Source organism: Haloferula chungangensis, from assembly GCF_042664875.1.
GTDB classification, from domain to species: domain Bacteria; phylum Verrucomicrobiota; class Verrucomicrobiia; order Verrucomicrobiales; family Akkermansiaceae; genus Haloferula; species Haloferula chungangensis.
Map to the genome: position 1 here is coordinate 336,944 of NZ_JBHTBS010000005.1, position 17,355 is coordinate 354,298.

Below are 17,355 nucleotides of genomic sequence, written 5' to 3' on the forward strand. Positions count from 1 at the left end.
CGCTTCGGAGTGGACTGAAGGCGACAAGAATTTTCATGCCTCATGCCTTCACGCGGACGTCATCAAAGCACCTCGAAAGAATGTCGAGACCTCATGCGAAAGATTGAGGCGATCGATGGCGTCGTGGGCGTGATCATCGGCCGCTCTTATGGTGGCAAGTCGTTAGGGCGGGGGAGTCGGACCGGAGCATTGAAGATTCAGCGCAAGGTGCCTGGAGGATTGAAAGCGGTCACTCAGTCGGCGAAGGGTTTACAAGAGATCTTCATCAGAACGGAGCCGGACACGGAGGAGCGCATTGCGGCTGCCATTCTGGAACTCTAGCATCGGAGATCTGCACTCTGGAGTCGCTGGCAAGCGATGAACCTTCGTCGTGGTGGTCCTTGAAAGTTCACCCTCGGCTGCTGATGCGCGCCTTGGGCGGACGGTCCTTGAGTCGGTGGGCTGGCGAGACGACCGACTGTGCCCGGTTTTTGATGAAATGACTTCGTTTCTGATGATGAGTCTTCTAGGAAAGGGAATGGCTTTGAAGATCATTGGGGCTGGCAACGGGCGCACGGGGACGAAGTCGTTGAAGCTCGCTCTGGAACACCTCGGCTACGGCCCTACTTATCACATGTATGAACTGTTTGAGCGACCGGAGGACCACAAGTTCTGGCAGGAAGCGATCGAGACGGGCTCGACTGACTGGGATGATGCGCTCGCCGATTACCAATCGATTGTTGACTATCCAGGCTGCGCCTTTTTCAAATCCCTCTATCAGCATTTCCCCGGCTCAAAGGTCATCCTGACTCTTCGTGATGGTGACAGTTGGTACGAGAGTTCCCGTAGAACGATCTACTCGGCGAGTCCGGGATTTCTTCAGCGCCTGATCATTACGGCGAAGTTACCCTTCAACGCCCGTCTGAGAAAGCTACTTCCTGTTTTTCGAGTCATTGATCACGGATGGGACGATGTTTTTGAGGGCAAGTTCGAGGATCGGGACTACGCGATTGCACGCTACAATGAGCTGAATCAGAAAGTGATTGATGCGATTCCTCCGGAAGATCTTCTGGTGCTCAATCTTGGCGATGGCTGGGAGCCACTCTGCGCATTTCTGGGCGTTCCAGTTCCCGATATTCCCTACCCAAGGGCCAATCAGCGGTCGAGCTTCAAGGTGAACATGAAGGACATCCGGCATGGGCGCATTCCCTCATTCGAATAAGCCGGGAGAGGAGCAGGAAAGTGGGCGGCATTCGGGGGGGCTCGGTTGGCGTTTTGGATCACCGCCTCAGCGGGCCTGTCCGATGGATTCCTGAATGAGGCGCACTGCCGAAACCCGGTTCGGTACACCGAGCTTATCGTAGATGTTCTCGAGATGGCGTTTCACGGTGCCCGGCGAGATATTCAGGATCATCGCGATCTCCGCGTTGGTTTTGCCTGCACTCAACCACTGGCCGATCTCATTCTCCCTGCGGGTGAGCATGGAGTGCAGGGGCGGGGCGGCGGGCTCGGATCTTCGTGGAAGAATGGCGACGGCTCCGCCGGTCTTCCGTCCCGCAGGAATAAAAATCGCGGAGCAGGAGGAGTGGTGGTTTTGAAGTGCTATGGAACAAGGCTCCAGGGGGTTGGCGATCTGTTGATGACGCACCCACTCCGCGAGTTGCGCATGAAACGACGAACAGAGGTCCGGAAGGTCCCGAAAGAGACCCTGAAGGGCCCGGCTTGAGCGAGGGAGGGAGTCGTGCGACAGAATGTGAAAACGTTCGGAGCCTGCAGCCAAGTCCGCATGCAGCTTCATCACGTTCAGAAAGTGAGGTTTGACGAGGTGGAGGTCGATGCGCTCTCCGTCGCGGAAATTCCGCCGGTCGCGAATCACACAAGTGCTGAAAGTGGTGTGAGGCTCAAGGCGCATGTCGCTGCCGAGGGAGTCTTCCATCTTCAGATAAGGCCGCGCGAGACGGCACATTTCCCGGCTCTTCCATTGACGGGATGTCAAGACGTCCGAGATCGCGTTCACTTCGTTGTCCGTCTGATAGATAAGCGGATGGCTTTCGGCGGCCGCCATGGTCGCCATGAGAAATTGGGTGCCTTCTGGACCGTTGCTGGTGGCGAAGGTGACTTCACCATTTCCCTTCGTGAGGAAGGCGAGATGGAGTTCGCCGGGAATCAGTTCCTGCAGGGTTCCGACGGCCGCCTCCAGAGGATTGGTGTCCAATGCCGCGCGATACAATGTTGCGATCTGATCATTCAGCTTCACCAGCCGGGCAACTGGCATCGGACACGGCACATCCCTCATTCCATTCATGCTTATCCGGAAAATCCGAAGGTCCAACAAAACCTGTGCCGATCGGCACATTTCGTCTTTTGGAAATCCAGCCATGATGGAGGGACATTTCCTTCGATCGCACCATTTTTCGCCCCATCCTCATGAGAACCCATCGACTGATTCGATCCGTCTTGCTCCTACTTGCCATGTCACTTCCGGCGCATTCCGCTTCCGGACCGTCGACCACTAACATCATCGTTTTCGACGCGAGCGGAAGCATGTGGAACAAGATGCAAAATGCCACGCGCATCGAGATTGCACGCGAGGTGATGGAACAGTTTCTCGATGGCTACGACACGAGCCAGGCGCTTGGTGTGATCGCCTACGGTCATCGGAAGCGTGGGGATTGCGATGATATTGAGGTGCTCGTCGAGCCATCGAACATCGACCCGAAAGCCGTCTCGAAGCAGATCCACTCATTGCTGCCGAAAGGCAAAACGCCCTTGGCGGAATCATTGCGAATGGCGGGTGGGCTGATCCCGAAGACGGCAGAGGAGGCGAACATCCTGCTCATCACGGATGGATTGGAAACCTGCGACGGAGACCCCTGTGCGGTGGCCAAGGAATTGATCGCCAAGGGCATCAAGGTGCGCGCGCACGTCGTGGGCTTCGGTTTGACGAAGGCGGAGGCGGATTCGCTGTCGTGCATCGCCGCACTAACAGGAGGAAAAATCTTCAACCCGAGCAATGGCGAAGAATTGCTCAACGCGCTGAAGCAGTCAGTGAAGATTCAGGCAGCGGCCGCCCCGGCAGAGGAAGAACCCATCGATGAACTGAGCTTCCCGACCACTCTCAATCTCCGTAACATTGGCTTCGGCTTGCCTGCGGGATTCATGAAATGGAGCGCCACCGATGAAAGCGGAAAGGTCCGTGAACTCGGTCTTCATCAAGGCAGTGGATTGATAACGCAGCTGCCGAAAGGGACTTGGACCATCGTCGCTGAGGGTCCCGAAGGCCGGGGCGAAGGAGTCGCGAAGGTCACCGGCCCCGAAGGTCGGCCATACATCGACTTCACCGCCGCACAGGTTGCTGCCGAGATCACGAACAGCGCACCACTGACGGCTGGAGTCAGCGCCTACATCTCGTTCCGCATCGACACGCCTCCCCCGGGCAACCCGCAATCCCAATTCAAAATCGGTATTTTTCCGAAGGATGATCCGCTCACCCGGATCATCTCCAGCGGACAGAACCGATATGTGTTTGCCGGACGAAAAGTCACGCCGGGTAAACATCACGCTGCTGTGCTGATGCCCAAGCAGCCGGGAGTTTACAAATTGGCCTTCCTTCGCTCCGGAGAACCAAGGTGGACGGTGATCGCAGAGAAGGAGATCGAGGTGGTGGCGGTGCCCGATCTGAAACTCGAAGTGCCGCCGCGCGTCGTTGCGGGCTCCGTCCTGGAGCCAACCATCACCAGCGGCGCGGGAGGAAACGACCGCCTCGTCCTCTTCGCACTCAATCCAGATGGCAGCCGTGGCCGGCAAGTCTCAAGCGTCGCCTATTCGGACCACATCCAGAAGAACGAAGGCCTGATCGATGCCCCTGCCGAACCTGGAAAGTACCAGCTTGTGCTGATCGCCCGCACTGCGGATTCAAAGAACGCTCCGGAAGCGACGGCCGAGGTCGTCGTGGTGAGTGGGGAGGATTTTACCTCAGCTCCCAGCGCGAACCGCTCCATGCCTGGAGCGGGCGATCGTCCGGCAGACGGAGAGGTCTCGGTTTCACTGATGCTGGACGGCGATGCCGAAATGGCGCTTCGCCGACAACTGATGTGGACGCTCCGCCCGGTCGTCAGGGATGAATCGGGAAAATGGATCTACGATCCCGCCGTGCCATTCAGCTCGGCGAAATCCAAGATGCTGGATCAGCAGGAAACACTTTGGAATCTGGCTCCCGGTGTTTGGGAAGTGAGTGTGTTGGTCGCCGACAACCAGCTCAATCGCGTGTTGGTGGAGATTGACCCTGCGGCGAAGGAACACGCATTTGCCATCCCTGCGGAAAAACTGCCGAAGCCAGCCTCTGGTCAACCCACGCAATGGCTTGTTTCTGCCGAGGGAGGCGAACCCGTCCTAACAACCACCGCCACGCCGGATCCAAAGACCAAAGCTCTGGTTCACCTTGCCTTGCCTGGCGTCGCCGCGGATGCAGCCGTGACCTGGATGGTCAACCCGTTGGACGCCGATGGCACCACGCTCTCGCGCGACGGGCGCATGGGCGGTGGCGGCAACCTGATCGGTGGCGAACGCACCATGGAGCTTGCTCCGGGGAAGTGGAAGCTCACCGCAAAATCCGGCACGGCGGAATACCTGCTCGTCGCCGATGTGGAATCCGGCAAGGCAGATCAATCATTCACCCTCGACCGCAGGTATGGCAGCGGAGATGTGAGGATGGAAGTGGCTGAGAAACTCGAATTTCTGGCCGGCGGGTACTTTCCGATCTCGCTGAAAGTTCCCGACGATTTCAAAGGCAAGGTCCGCATCCACACCGGGGCGGATCAGGATCAGCCTGCAGTGTTCGAGACGGAGGCGGCAGAACTCGCGGCGGCCACCGATCCCGTGCTGCCGATGCCCGAGAAGCCGGGCAACTATGAACTGCAGATTCGTGACAACACCGGGAATCTGTTGCTCGCCATTCCCTTCACCCTCAGCGCCGGCAAGCAAGATGCTGCGGTGAAAAATGACGGCGAACCCCAGTTGCGCCAATTCCAGGGAAACATTTCAGGCACAGGATCCATTGATGTCGAAATCGCGGGCAGGAAAGAAGAATTTGTCACCACTCGCCAGATCCAGCGGTCATCACCTGCGAAGGCGGACAGCCCAGAGGTTCAGCAGTTTCTTAACGCCGTGGAAGGCAAGGTAATCAATACCGCTGTGCTGCGAGCGATTGCCGGAAACTGTTATGTCTCGCTCACGGCATACGGCAGTATCGGCGAAAAAGGCCCGGCGATGATGGGGGAAAGCCGCACGAGCTTCGAGGTGCAGTTCGCGCTCGATCCTAAGACGCTCACCCTCAAGCCCGGGTCACGGTCACTGCGCTACGATCCGCCCGGCAGCAGTCATTCTAACACATTCCATGCATCGGACTACGAGCTCGAACTCGAATCGGCCACCGCCTTGCCATCGGGTGAACTCGCACTGAAAGGCCACTTTTCAGGCACCCTCGATGAAGATATCAAGGGCGGGAAGCTGGATAAATTCATGCCGGTGAAAGGCACCTTCGACATTCTTGCTGCCAGTGGGGACGACGCGGTCGGCAATCTCCTGAAGAAGAAATGAACCGGCCGACTCTATCATTGATGATATCATCATGTTCCGTCGATCGCTTCAATACTCGCTGGCGTCGGCAACTGCACGCTCTCGACATTCACCCTGAAACACCACGACCGCTCTGGGAGCTTCGAGTCTTCCGAAGAGGAAAGCGTATTCAAGACCGGGGGAATGAAACGGACGTGATCGCCTCGTCGACTCCGTAGGAGATTGCGTACGGGCGCGATGCCAGGCATTCCCGAACCCTCGGCCAGCACGCTTGTCGCGGAGTGTTGTTCGGGACTCACACTGCTTCGCCGTCGGAGTAGGGGAACTCATCTAACAGAAAAGCGGTCCGGTGAGAGCTGAACCGAGTTGGAAGAGCACCAGCTCCTCGGGACAAGGGGACAAAAAAATGCGGATGGAGTCGCTTGTCGCCCTCCATCCGCACTGGTGAAAAAATGACTGATTAAGCCCTGACGGATCAGGATCTGCGCCTGCGGGCCAGACAAAGTGCCAGCGAACCCGCAAGCAAGGTAAAGGAACTAGGTTCAGGGATCGCGGCAAGCGTCATGCCTGCCAAGCCGATGTTATCCGCGTTTCCAGCGCCATCACTCGTTTGTTGATAAAGGACATTCAGTGTTTGACCCGCCGTCGCGGTGAAGTCGATCGTAAACGCCGATGTGTGAGAGTTGTTGCCTCCTTGAGTGATGGTCTGACTCTCTCCTCCACCATCCAGTGCCGCCGTGAATGACCAGGGGGTGCGATACGCCGTGCCGTAGACGACAAGCCGGTAGGCTCCTTCAAGGCCTGAGACGTCAAAGGTGATCGAAGTCGGCAGCGTTTCATCAGCGGCTGGGCCCTTGGTTTCCAGCGAGCCTGTTACCGCTGCACCTGTTTCATTGGGCGATTCCCCGTCGGTCCAGCTCATCGATATGGTGATTCCAGACCAGTCGGATTCGACAAAATCGACCGGTCCTCCAGCGACCGCTCCGATAAAGTCAGCACCAACTTTCTCAGATCGAGAGCCTGGCACAGTGCCACCACCCAGCTTCACCCAGTCGGTGGTTCCCGCCGTGGTCAGGTTGACGGTGGTGTCCGACGCGTCACTCTGAACGATCGATACCGCAGCTACCGCTTGAGAAGTGACAGCAAAGCCTGCCGATGCAATCAGTGCCAGATGGCGTAAGGTTCCACTTGTTGTGGGTGTTTTTTGTTCAACTGATGAGGACATTGTTTTTTAGGTTTTTCTTATCGGTCCTTCTCCGAGATCTCAAAATCCCGAAGAACCGGAGTTCGGAGAAAGGGGGGAAATGGCGCGCTTACGCCATTTCAATGCTATCGAAGCAATTAGAGGGAACCCTAGCAAGGGTTTTGTCAGGTCGGAGGCACCAGGGCGATTGGGTCGAGGGGAGGTGATGAACCGAGATGATCGGATAGCTAGGCTCAAGGCACGGCGGAAACCGTTGAGAACCCCGGAAAGGGGTGGAAACAAAGGACTAGAAGTTGAAAGTCCGAATCGAACGACCCGAGTCGGAGTGCACGCATTAAGCCAAAAAACCTCTTGAAATCATCTGATGCTATTAGCCCCGTTCGCTCGCTTTCCGGGATCTCTTTCAAGGAGGGGGACAATTGGAAAGGCCACAATCGTGTGCGAAGCCGGGACACTGAAATGGCATTCATCTCAAAGACATGCCGGACAGTTCTGTGCTTGGTCCTAATTCGTGCCATTTCTACGGACGCTCGACTTTGAAGAAATACTTCGGCGGGTTCGTGGTGATGGTGGCCGAGAGAGTAAAGCCAGACGCCGGTGTAATGAAGCCATGGGATTCGGCGCTGGCCGAGGGGTCAGGACCCGCATGAAGGAAGTAGTTCATTCCGGGGAAGGTGGTGAAGGTGACGGTGGTCTGGTTGCCGACTTTGCTGAGACCGAGGATTTTCAGCGAGGAGGCGATGTCGCGGGGACCGGTCCGGCTGGCCAGTTCCTCGGCATTGCTGTTGCCGTCGCCATCGTTGTCGAAGTGACCGTCCATGTCGCCGACGACGAAGCCGAAGCGTGGCTCGAGGCGGTCGTCCATGCCGTCGCTGTCGGTATCGGTGAATCCGACAAGCGAGGCCTGCACTTCGACCGCACCGATGTCGGGCGTGCCGTTCATCGGCAAACCTCGTTGGTCGGCGGTGGCGGTTGAGCCAGTGGCTGCGTCGAGGGCGGGGGAGCTGAGCGGGTTGGGCAGCATGGTGAAGGTCGCGCCCCCATAGTCGGAGTGCGGGCCGAGTTGGGGATCGACATCGATCAGGTTGTTGGTGCCGGTTAGGGGATTGCCGCTGACGTTGTCCGGTCGATTTCCCGCAATGATGCTGTGATTGGCGACCACCGTGCCATTGCTGAAGATGGCTCCTCCAGTGAGGAATGTGTTGCGGGCTTCGTTTCCGGAGAGCGTGCAGTGCTCGAGCTCAAGCGAGGCGTTGCGGTTGGTCTCGATGGCCCCGCCGGCACTCCCCGCCGTGTTTCCAGAAATGGTGGTCCGGAAAATGCGGGATGACGTGCCGCCACTGAAACGAAGGCCGCCGCCGGACTGGGCGATGTTGCCCGTGATCGTGCAGCCTTCGACAGTGAGTGAGTCGGAGCCGACATAGATCGCGCCGCCACTAGCTTTGGAATGGTTGGAAAGAAGCGCGCTGTTGGAGAGCTTTGTCGGTCCGTATGCGTAGATCGCGCCGCCGCCGCGGTTGCCGTCGCCGTCGCAGGAGTTGGAAGTGAAGTGGCTGGAGAGGACGGAAAGCGGACCATTGCACCAAATGGCACCTCCATTGCCGCCACCGCCGTCGTGTCCGTCATCCTCGGGTTCAGCATCAGGTCCCCCACGAGCGCCTGAGCCAGCCTTGCCGGTTTCGTTGCCTGATGCCTGGCAGGCGATCAGACAAAGTCGGCCGAGGCTATAGATTCCCCCGCCATGGCCGCCATCTCCGCCGAACCCTCCAAATCCGCTTCCCGTGCCTTCGGCCCCGTTCCCACCATCTCCCGTACGGTTGTTGCGCAGGTGGCACTGGATCAGGCTGAGTCCGCCCGCGCTGTAGATGCCTCCGCCGGATGCGGCGTCATTTCCTGTGCGCCCCGGGATACCGGCATTCGCGCCATCCTCGGTGCGCCCCCCGGTGAGGGTAAGGTGGTGCATGGCGACTTCTGCTCCCTCATCGATCCGAAACACGCGGCTGGCATCGTTTCCGGAAATGACGATGGGATCGAGAAAGTTCGACGCGTCAATGAAGAGGCTCCGCGCGATGAGGATTTGCCCCATCGTGAGCACGACCGAGTTTTGTTCAAAGCTGACGTCTCGCTCAAAGGTGATGACCGCCCCTTCGGGGGCGTATTTCACGGCTTCGCGCAGCGAGGTCCCGGTGCCGCTGCCTTCCGAGAAGGCGGCAGAGCCGTCGTCCTCATCGACCAAGGTATTGACCCGGAGGTAGGGACCTCCAGCGGAATAGCCACCTGGGCCGGCTTCGACGGCGCCGATATCGAGCTGGGCGCTGCCGTTGCCATCGCCGTCAGTGAAACGGGAGAACCCGCGCTGGTCGCTACCACCGATGTCCACAGAGCCACCGGCATCGATCACGGGGGAGTCGACGAGCGGGTGCATCGTCGGCGTGGGACCACCAAACCACGAGAGCGGCGAGAGAACCGGATCAGTGATGCCGGTCTGGTCGCCGGACGCAGCGAAACCGCCGGCGGCATTGCCATCACCAATCAGATTGAAACCAATGCTCTGGAAGCTGTTGATGGCGGTGCTGCCACCCACGATGGCGACGTCGTCGTCGGTGTTGCCGGAAATGATGGTGAAGACGGATTCGGTCCGAGTGAAGTTATCGCCATAGCTGGCGACCCCGCCGCCGGCGGCAGCGGAATTCCCCGCAATGGTGCAGAACTCCAGGATCGTCAGACCATCCCCATTGATGATGGCTCCGCCGCCCCGTGTTGCCCGGTTGCCGGTAAGGGTGCAACGGATGAGCCTGGTGGAGGTGCCCAGCAGGTCGGTGTCCGAAAAGATGGCTCCACCAATATCTGCGATGCTATCGCTCAGGGTGCAGTCGAGCAGAAGTAATTCGCCGTCGGAAACCCCGATGGCGCCGCCGCTGCCACCTGCCACGCTTCCCCGGGTGAAGGTCAGGCCCTCGGCCCGGAGTGAACCTGTGGCTTCCACCTTGAAGAGTCGGTTCTGATGTTCGCCATCCAAAACGACTCCCATGGAAAGCGAGCTGCCGTCGAGCGCCAGGTTGCGGCTGATCACAAGCTGGCCATTGGTGATCGGGATGGTCTGGCCATCGAGGCCGGGCGCAAACGTGATGAGCGAACCCGGGGGAGAATGGTCGATAGCTTCGCGCAGGGAGACTCCCTCGCCCCCGCCGGCCGCGGGGTTCAGCGAGCCGTCGTTCTCATCGGATCTCGTGGTGACGACGGTGCCGAGGTCATCCCAGGTGGTAGCGACGACCAGATTGTCCCAGCTGACGGGGTCGCCGGAACTGCTGGAGAGGCTGATGGCGGAGCTCCAGTTGGTGCCGGTGTAGGTTTCGCTGACGTCGGCAGTACCTTCAGGCTGGCTGAGGTTGGGATTGATGAAGAGCTCGACGAGGTTGTTGTCGTAATCGATCTTGGTGACGATCAGGTAGGTCGTATTCGACTCGACGGTGGTGCTGCTGTTAGACGCAACGGCTAGGGGTGAGAGCAGTTCGAGCCCGAGTTCTGCGGAGCCCGAGGACTTTCCGAAGCGCACCCTCGCGGTGCCGAAATCGAAGGAGTTGAGGAGGATTTCATCAGGCACGGATGCGCCGGTGGTGAAGCTGACGCGGTGATAGACGATGTTCGCATCGGAACTGGGGCCGCTCAAGGGATCGTTGACCGCACCGTCATATTCGGAAGCGCCGTTGTAGGCCCGTCGGGCGGAGGAATCGTGGGTGACAAGCTGCCCGGAAGAACTGGTGGGAGCTCCGTGTGGGGCACTCCACGCGGAAGCCGTGCCGGTATGGGTGGGCGTTGCCGTGTTGTTGCTGTAGTCCCAGAAAGTGCCACCGGCTTGGGAAGAGATGGCACCGTTGGTGTAGTCGAAAGTTTCAACGCCGATGATCGCAGCGTGAGAAATCGCAGGGAAAGCCGCTAGAGCGACGGTGAGGCCGATTTGAAAAGGAGACATTAGATAAGGAGGTGAGCAGGAAGGCCGTTTTTCGAGAGAACTACTTCCGGCACGGAGAGTCAACATTCCCGAGTGTGGGGGGAATGAAACGGGCGTGACCGCCTCGTCGACTCCGTAGCAGATTGCGTACGTGCGTACGGGCGCGATGCCAGGCATTCCCGAACCCTCGGCCAGCACGCTTGTCGCGGAGTGTTGTTCGGGAATCACACTGCTTCGCCGTCGGAGCAGGGGAACTCATCTAACAGGAAAGCGGTCCGATGAGAGCTGAACCGAGTTGGAAAATCATCAGCTCCTCGGGACAAGGGACAAAAAATGCGGATGGAGTCGCTTGTCGCCCTCCATCCGCAGCTGCTAAAATGACTGATTAAGTCCTACCTGCGACGTCTGAGCAGGATCAAGCCTCCAAGTGCCGAAATCATAACGCTTGAGGGCTCCGGAACAGCGTTGACCCCGAAGTAGACGTCATCAATGAAGTTGCCCTCGCCGGGGTTATTGTTACTCGATGAGACTGCAGCATAGCTGAATCGGTAAATGCCCACACTGTTGGAATCCGCATTGAACAAGGCACTGATACTATGCTGCTCCCAGGCGTTCTCAGTCGCTGAATATTGATTCGCCGACAGCGAGCCATCGACGATGATCAGGTCGTCACCACCGAGAACAATCGTATTGGTCATCAAATTCACCATGTTTGAGTCGGGCGTATCAATCACGCCGTTCGGGCCGGCATAGATGATATCCACACGCATGACATCCGTCCCCTCACGTCCGCGGTGGGCGAATCCATAGTTGACGGCGCCAAACTCAGTAATGTTCACGTCCTGAAACAACGCGGCGTTTTCTGTCGCGTTGATTTCCACAAACTGATTACCCCTGTAGGCAGGGACGTTCCGGTATAGTTCCCTCCAAACCTCAATATTCCCTGAGCTGTCGGAAGTTTCCCATCCAACGACATCCTCTTCGTGGACGCGATCAAACGAATCGTCCGCGATACCAGGAAACTCGAAGCTGCCATTGATCAGGGTGGCGGCGGATGCATGGGAAACGCAGGCGAGTAGGACTCCAAACGGGTAAAACTTTTTCATCAGGATTTGAGTGCTGGGAATTTGCGATTGGGTGAAGAACATCGGCAACTCCGGTGAACGAACCGGAGGCGGAAATGGGAGTCCGGTTCTGATTCTCCAGTGAATCTGCTCGCCGCGAGCCTAGTTTTTCAGACTCCCTTGCCAAGATTGTTTTGCCAGCAAGTTCTCTGGAATCGCCTGCTGCGATCAGATGGATTGCTCACCTGCTCAGAGGGCCAGCGTAATCTGCCTTTGGCTGACCAGGCGATCCACCGTCCATGCATTGAGTCAGCTCGTCCGCGCCTGGATCGGACTCGCTGACACTGAACACGGGAGGGCGATGAACTCGGGCGCCGCCCGCGCCAAGTCATTCGCCAGCTTGTCGCAGAGGTCCGCTCCTTCGATGAACCTGTTTCTCGCAGCCGGATCCGTTCGCTACTCGCTTTCATCCAACCGATAGAAGGCCCGTCCCCCCGTGGGCGGACTGGTGTCGGAGAAGGTCGTGACCGTCACTTCCGGAGTTTGGGTGTCTACCACCACGTCGAAAACCTCCAGGTCCAGGCTGCGCTGAAGTTGATAGGTTTTGGAGGTTTTGAGATTCCTGAAGGTGAGGTCCACCCGCGTGACCACTCCTCCAACGACGGTTGGCTCAATGCTTTCCAAGCTGACCTGTGGCGGAAAGCTGGCGGCATCGGTGGGATCGGTGCCGTCGGCGAACTCCGCGGCGTCGCTCAGGCCGTCGCTGTCGAAGTCGGTGGCCGTGGCGACGAGGGGGCCGGCGATATCCTCGAAGCCGATCACTCCGTCGGCCGGATCGAAGTCGATGATGAACTGCTCGAAGTAGTCCGGCAGGCCGTCGGCGTCGGTGTCGCCGAGGGCATTGGAGACGACGAGGGTGCCGCCGGCGTCGAGATAACGGGTGCCCAATGCCGTGACTCCGCCGGGGAAATAGACGCCTGGCGGCACCGGGCCGTTGACCGGATCGACCAGCTTGCCTTCGCGGAACACGAGGAGTTGATCGACCTTGAGGCGCGAGGGGCCAAGCAGGGTGACGCCGGCGCCGCCGCGGAACGTGACGTTCGAGTTGAAGTCGAGGGTCACCCCTTCGGCGACGGTGAGGGTGCCGGTGTAACCTTCTTCATCGACGGTGTCGAAGGCGACCGTTCCGCTGTTCTGCGTCAGGTCGCCCTCCATTTCGATCCGCAGGTTTCCCGGCCCGGTCAGCCGACCGGCGACGGTGCCCGTGTGCATCGCGACATTGACGGTGAGGTCGGCGCCCTCCGTGGCGGTGACCACGAAATCATTCGTCAGCAAGGTGGGCTTGTTGACACGGCCGTTCGAGGTGGGGCCGAAGACGATGGTACCGCCGTCCACGATCAGGTCGCCAGCACCCTCACGGATCGAGGCGATCTCGTCGTCGTCCTGCTTGATGACGAGCAGGGTGCCGGTGGGCGCCGCCAGCGAACGGCCGGGAAAGTCCGCCGATCCCGAGCCGGTCTGACCCTGGGGCGAGGTGCGCATGACGTTGTTGCCCGTGACGGCGAGGACGTAGTCGTTGTCCTCGCTCGGTGGGGCGTCGTTGTCCCAGACGCCGGGGTTGAGCCAGCTCTGGTTGGCGAGATCCATGAAGACGCGGTTCCGGAATTCGACCGCGCCGAGATCGACCTGGGCTCCGGCCACCCGCGGAAAGCCAGGACCGCGCTGGTCGTTCTCCAAGCCGGACGGGAGGGCACTGTCGAGGCCCGCGTCAATGGCCGGGCTGTTGGGGAGCAGGGCGACGGTCGGTGTGGGGCCACCGTTCCCGGCGAGCAGCGGAATGGGGGTTCCGCTGTCGCTGGCGGTCGTGGCCAACAAGGTCGCCAGCGACGAGCCGGTGTTGGCAAAGGAGCGGTCGGTGCCGTTGCGGAAGCCGGAGCTGCCGGAGGTGGTGCCGATGAAATTGATCCCGCTGGAGGTGAATCCGCCGTCGATGTCGGGGCCGGTGCGGGCGGCAGTGTTGCCGGCGACGATGGAGTTGACCAGGTCGAGCTGGCTGCCGTTCGCGTTGAGGAAACCGCCGCCGTCTCGCGCAGTGGTGCGGTTGCCGACGATGGTGCAGGAGGTGAAAAGCGAGCGCTGGAGGCTCGCTGCGATCGGTCCGGCATGGAAAAGGCCGCCGCCGTCGCGTCCCGCAGTGTTTCCGACCACCGTGCAGTTCGTCATGATGAGGGGCTTGAGGCTATTGGAGAAAATCGCGTTGCCGAGGAAGACGATCCCCCCGCCGGAACCGCTCGTTGCGGTGACGGCGTTGTTCGCGACCGTGGTCGCGCTCATGCGGAGGGTGATGCCGTTGGTGCTGATGCCGCCGCCGGCGCTGGTGGCGGTGTTGCCGGAGACCGTGCTCGTGGCGATGGTGGCGAGGCCGCCGTTGTCGAGGCCGAAGGTGCCGACGAAGAGGCCGCCGCCGTGGCCGCCGGTGAAGTTGTCCGAGACGGTGGAGGCGCTCATCGCGAAGACCAGGGCGGCGGAGTTGAAGTTAGCCTCGGTCTCGAAATAGACGGCGCCGCCGGAACTCGTCGTGCTCGCCGCGCGGTTGCCCGAAAGGGTGCAGCTGGCGAGGATGAGGCGGCTGCCCGGCGCGCTGGAAATCCCGCCGCCGTTCGCGCCCGTGCCGACCGCACGACCGTCGAGCAGGCGGCAGTTTTCGAGGGTCAGGTGCTCGTGGTTGGAGATATTGCCGCCCGCGTCGTCGCCGGAGGCGACACCGTTTTGCAGCGTGAGGCCGCGCAGCACGACGTCGAGGAGGTTGTCGGCGTTTTCGTCGTCGATGAGCAGACAGCGGGTTTCGCCGGCGTCGTGCACGTCGTCGCCGTTCGAGCCGCCGTCGATGGTCAGGCCGGAGGGCAGGGCGGAGGCGTCGATGGTGACGCTAGTGCGCACCGCGAGCGGGCCGCGCGCGGCGTCGAGTTGGATCGTGCCGCCGTCGAGCGCGGGGTCGAACTCGATGCGGCCAAGTGCGGCCAGGCCAAGCGCCTCGCGCAGGGAAAGGCCGGTGCCGGCGCCGACCGGAGTGTCGAGCTCGTCGGCGAGCGTGGTGACCGTGAACACGGGCAAGGCGCCGCCCGTGCCGACGATCAACGCGCCGCCACCATCGACGTAATTTGCGCCGAGTGCGGCGAGCGTGGTGCCGAGGTAGATGCCGTCGGGCACCGTGCCATTGACCGGATCGGTGAGGCGGCCGCTGCCGAGTCGGATGATCTGATCGACGTGGAGCTGCGCGGTGTCGTTCAGCTCGATAGTCCCGGCGGGAGACACGTCGGAGCCGAAGTCGAGCACGATGCCGTCGCTCACGGAAACCGTGCCGGTGAGGGCGCTGTTGTTCACCTCGGTGAAGGTGACGACGTTGCCAGACGGGAAGCTGTTGCGCTTGGCGAGCAGCCGGAGTCGGCCGGTGCCGCTCAGGACGCCGTCGAAGGTGATCCGGGTGGTCGAGCCGGAGACCTCGATGAAGTGGGTGCCGCGGTCGAAGGTGAGCCGATCCACGTCGAACACCGGGGTGGAGCCGCCCTGATTGGGGTCGAAGCGGATCGTGCCGCCACTGAGATTGAGGTCGCCGTTGCCGTCGCGGATGGCGAGCGTCTCGGTGCCGCGCTGCTTGACCACGAGCGTGGTCAGCTCGCTCGCTTCAAGGCTGTCGCCGGTGAAGTTCACGCTGCCCGAGCCGGTGGTGCCGGCGGGCGAGGTGAGCATCGTGCCGCGCACACTCGTGGCACCGACGTCGGCCCGCAGGAAGTAGTCGTTGGCGGCCGAGGGGGCGGCGTTGTTGCTCCAGACGCTCGGAGTGAGCCAACTCAGCCCGGCCTCGTCCATGAAAACGCTGGCGGCGGATGCGGGCTGGACGAGAGAAGGAAAGGCGATGCCGAAGACGGCACACGCGTGACGGTGGAATCGTTGAAACATGGTTAGTGTTAGGGTTGTGCTTTATCGGGGAGAGTGAAACAGGTGATGAGGGCTTCCACAGCGGAAGCTGGTTGATCTAACAGTTGGGTTGGGAAGTGTTATGGGGGGCAGGGTGTTGGGTTCCCTCAGGCCGGCGAAAGGGACCTCACGGTTCCGGGGCATGGCCCGCAGGTTTATTGAGCGGTCGGGAAATCGCCGGTGTTCTGGGGTTCTGAAACCAACAAACCGGAAGGGGTCTTGTCAGGGGGCCCTATCGGCTCGCGTTTCTCTTTATGGACTAAATGGTCCAAAAATAAACGGCTGTCGAGAATTCTTTTCTCTCGGTGTGCGAATCAAAGAGCCAGTCTCCTGAATTCGGGAACCGACATTTTTCTTCTCCGGGCTTCTCGAGCTGTCTAACGCAGCATCGCAAGGGTGCCGGCGTAGATGTCGGCAATGACCTCATGGCTTTGACCGAGTCGTCCGGTGACCGCGAGGCCGATCGACGAATTGGTGAGCGCGCGGGCAAGTGCCTTCGGGTCACCGGCCTTCAGCTCGCCCTGCTTCTTCGCTTTGGTCAGGGCATCACGGTAGCCGTTTTCGAGCATGCCCATGGTTTCGTCGAGAAACCCGCGGAGTTCGTCATCCTCGGATTGCATCTCAAGCATCGCATTGGCGACGAAGCATCCGCGTTGCTTTTCGTCACGGGCCAGCGCTTCGAAAAACCGCACGGCGGTCCGGACGTTCTCGAGCGGAGACCCGGGCCCTTGGAGGATTCCGAGAACGTGGGCAAGCCGTGTTGAGCGGTAGTGGTCGATGGCTTTCTGGTAAAACTCCCGCTTGTTTCCGAAAGAATCGTAAAAGCTCTGCCTGCCGATACCGAGGTGCTTCAGGAGTTCGGTGAGGCCGGCGCCCCGGTAACCGTGGGTCCAGAAGAATTCGACGCCCCGCTCGAGCACCTCCTCGGCGTCAAATTCCCTCGGGCGTCCTCGTTTCATGGGATCTGGAATAGTCCGGCACCAGCCAACGCGCAACCGGCAAAATTGAGGGCGGTGCCAGGACCGTTGAATGAAGGAGGTCAGCAAGTCGATCTCACCTGGCGGGACGCCAACGCGAGATGGGGTGCCGGCTTCGGCGAAGTCCAGCTCATCCAATCCGATGAGCGGAAGACCAAAGCGCTAGTGCTGAAAAGGGGGGTCAGCAGAAAAGAGGGTCAGGAGAAGAGGGGGTCAGTGGGGTCGGTAGCAAAAAAAAGGGGGTCAGAGAAAAGGAAAAGGGGGTCAGGGAAAAGGGGGTCAGTGTGCAAAACTTGACAAACCTTTGATCGCTATTCGCCCTGCCGCGCATTTTTGAGGAACCGTTTCAGTTCGGGAGACAGCTGGGTCTCTGCTTTCCGCTTGTTCATCCGTCGCAACTGCTGGCTCACGTTCGCCGCGCTGCGCATCGACAGCTTTTCCGCGATCCACTCTTGCGAAACCGTGGTCCGGCTCCAAAGAAGCTCCGCCAAGGCCAACTTCCTCGGGTCCGATCCTTTCAATTGAGGCAACTCCTTCGGCACCATACCCGCCGCGTGCAACCCCTCCTTCAACCACCGCTTTGCCTGCTCTTCGCCATGCGACGTCACTTGGGGCGTCTTCCGG

Annotated in this window: 9 protein-coding genes and 1 pseudogene; 3 read left to right on the plus strand and 7 right to left on the minus strand. The window is 60.2% G+C overall.

The annotated features are described in order from the left end of the window. Positions 1–93 precede the first annotated feature (93 nt). Both ACFQY0_RS12055 and ACFQY0_RS12060 read left to right on the plus strand, forming a co-directional pair. Complete coding sequence (locus tag ACFQY0_RS12055; RefSeq protein ID WP_379712665.1) at positions 94–321, plus strand: hypothetical protein; 228 nt, start codon at positions 94–96, stop codon at positions 319–321. Positions 322–517: 196 nt separating this feature from the next. After that, positions 518–1,201, plus strand: coding sequence for a sulfotransferase family protein (locus ACFQY0_RS12060; protein ID WP_379712667.1), 684 nt, complete (start codon positions 518–520; stop codon positions 1,199–1,201). A gap of 66 nt (positions 1,202–1,267) precedes the next feature. Here ACFQY0_RS12060 and ACFQY0_RS12065 read toward each other — a convergent pair whose 3' ends face one another. Continuing rightward, positions 1,268–2,254, minus strand: coding sequence for a helix-turn-helix transcriptional regulator (locus ACFQY0_RS12065; protein ID WP_379712669.1), 987 nt, complete (start codon positions 2,252–2,254; stop codon positions 1,268–1,270). Positions 2,255–2,406: 152 nt separating this feature from the next. Here ACFQY0_RS12065 and ACFQY0_RS12070 point away from each other — a divergent pair, with 152 nt between their 5' ends. Then, positions 2,407–5,577 carry a vWA domain-containing protein gene (locus ACFQY0_RS12070; RefSeq protein WP_379712671.1) on the plus strand — a complete coding sequence of 1,057 codons (3,171 nt, stop codon included), beginning with the start codon at positions 2,407–2,409 and terminating at the stop codon, positions 5,575–5,577. A gap of 454 nt (positions 5,578–6,031) precedes the next feature. Here the strand turns inward: ACFQY0_RS12070 and ACFQY0_RS12075 are convergent, their stop codons facing one another. The 6 genes and pseudogenes from ACFQY0_RS12075 to ACFQY0_RS12100 all read right to left on the minus strand — a co-directional run. Further along, positions 6,032–6,781, minus strand: coding sequence for a PEP-CTERM sorting domain-containing protein (locus ACFQY0_RS12075; RefSeq protein WP_379712673.1), 750 nt, complete (start codon positions 6,779–6,781; stop codon positions 6,032–6,034). Positions 6,782–7,280: 499 nt separating this feature from the next. Further along, a complete protein-coding gene (locus tag ACFQY0_RS12080; protein WP_379712675.1) occupies positions 7,281–10,733 on the minus strand; it encodes a choice-of-anchor Q domain-containing protein in 3,453 nt (1,150 codons plus the stop codon). Positions 10,734–11,104: 371 nt separating this feature from the next. Continuing rightward, positions 11,105–11,818, minus strand: coding sequence for a PEP-CTERM sorting domain-containing protein (locus ACFQY0_RS12085; RefSeq protein WP_379712677.1), 714 nt, complete (start codon positions 11,816–11,818; stop codon positions 11,105–11,107). A gap of 414 nt (positions 11,819–12,232) precedes the next feature. Beyond that, the gene (locus tag ACFQY0_RS12090; protein ID WP_379712679.1) at positions 12,233–15,736 is read right to left on the minus strand and encodes a choice-of-anchor Q domain-containing protein; all 3,504 of its coding nucleotides are present in this window, start codon (positions 15,734–15,736) and stop codon (positions 12,233–12,235) included. A 395-nt stretch (positions 15,737–16,131) separates the two neighbouring features. After that, positions 16,132–16,713, minus strand: a complete 582-nt coding sequence (locus tag ACFQY0_RS12095; protein WP_379712681.1) for a TetR/AcrR family transcriptional regulator — start codon at positions 16,711–16,713, stop codon at positions 16,132–16,134. A 329-nt stretch (positions 16,714–17,042) separates the two neighbouring features. Then, positions 17,043–17,355 (minus strand): annotated as a pseudogene (locus tag ACFQY0_RS12100) (hypothetical protein); the annotation flags it as partial.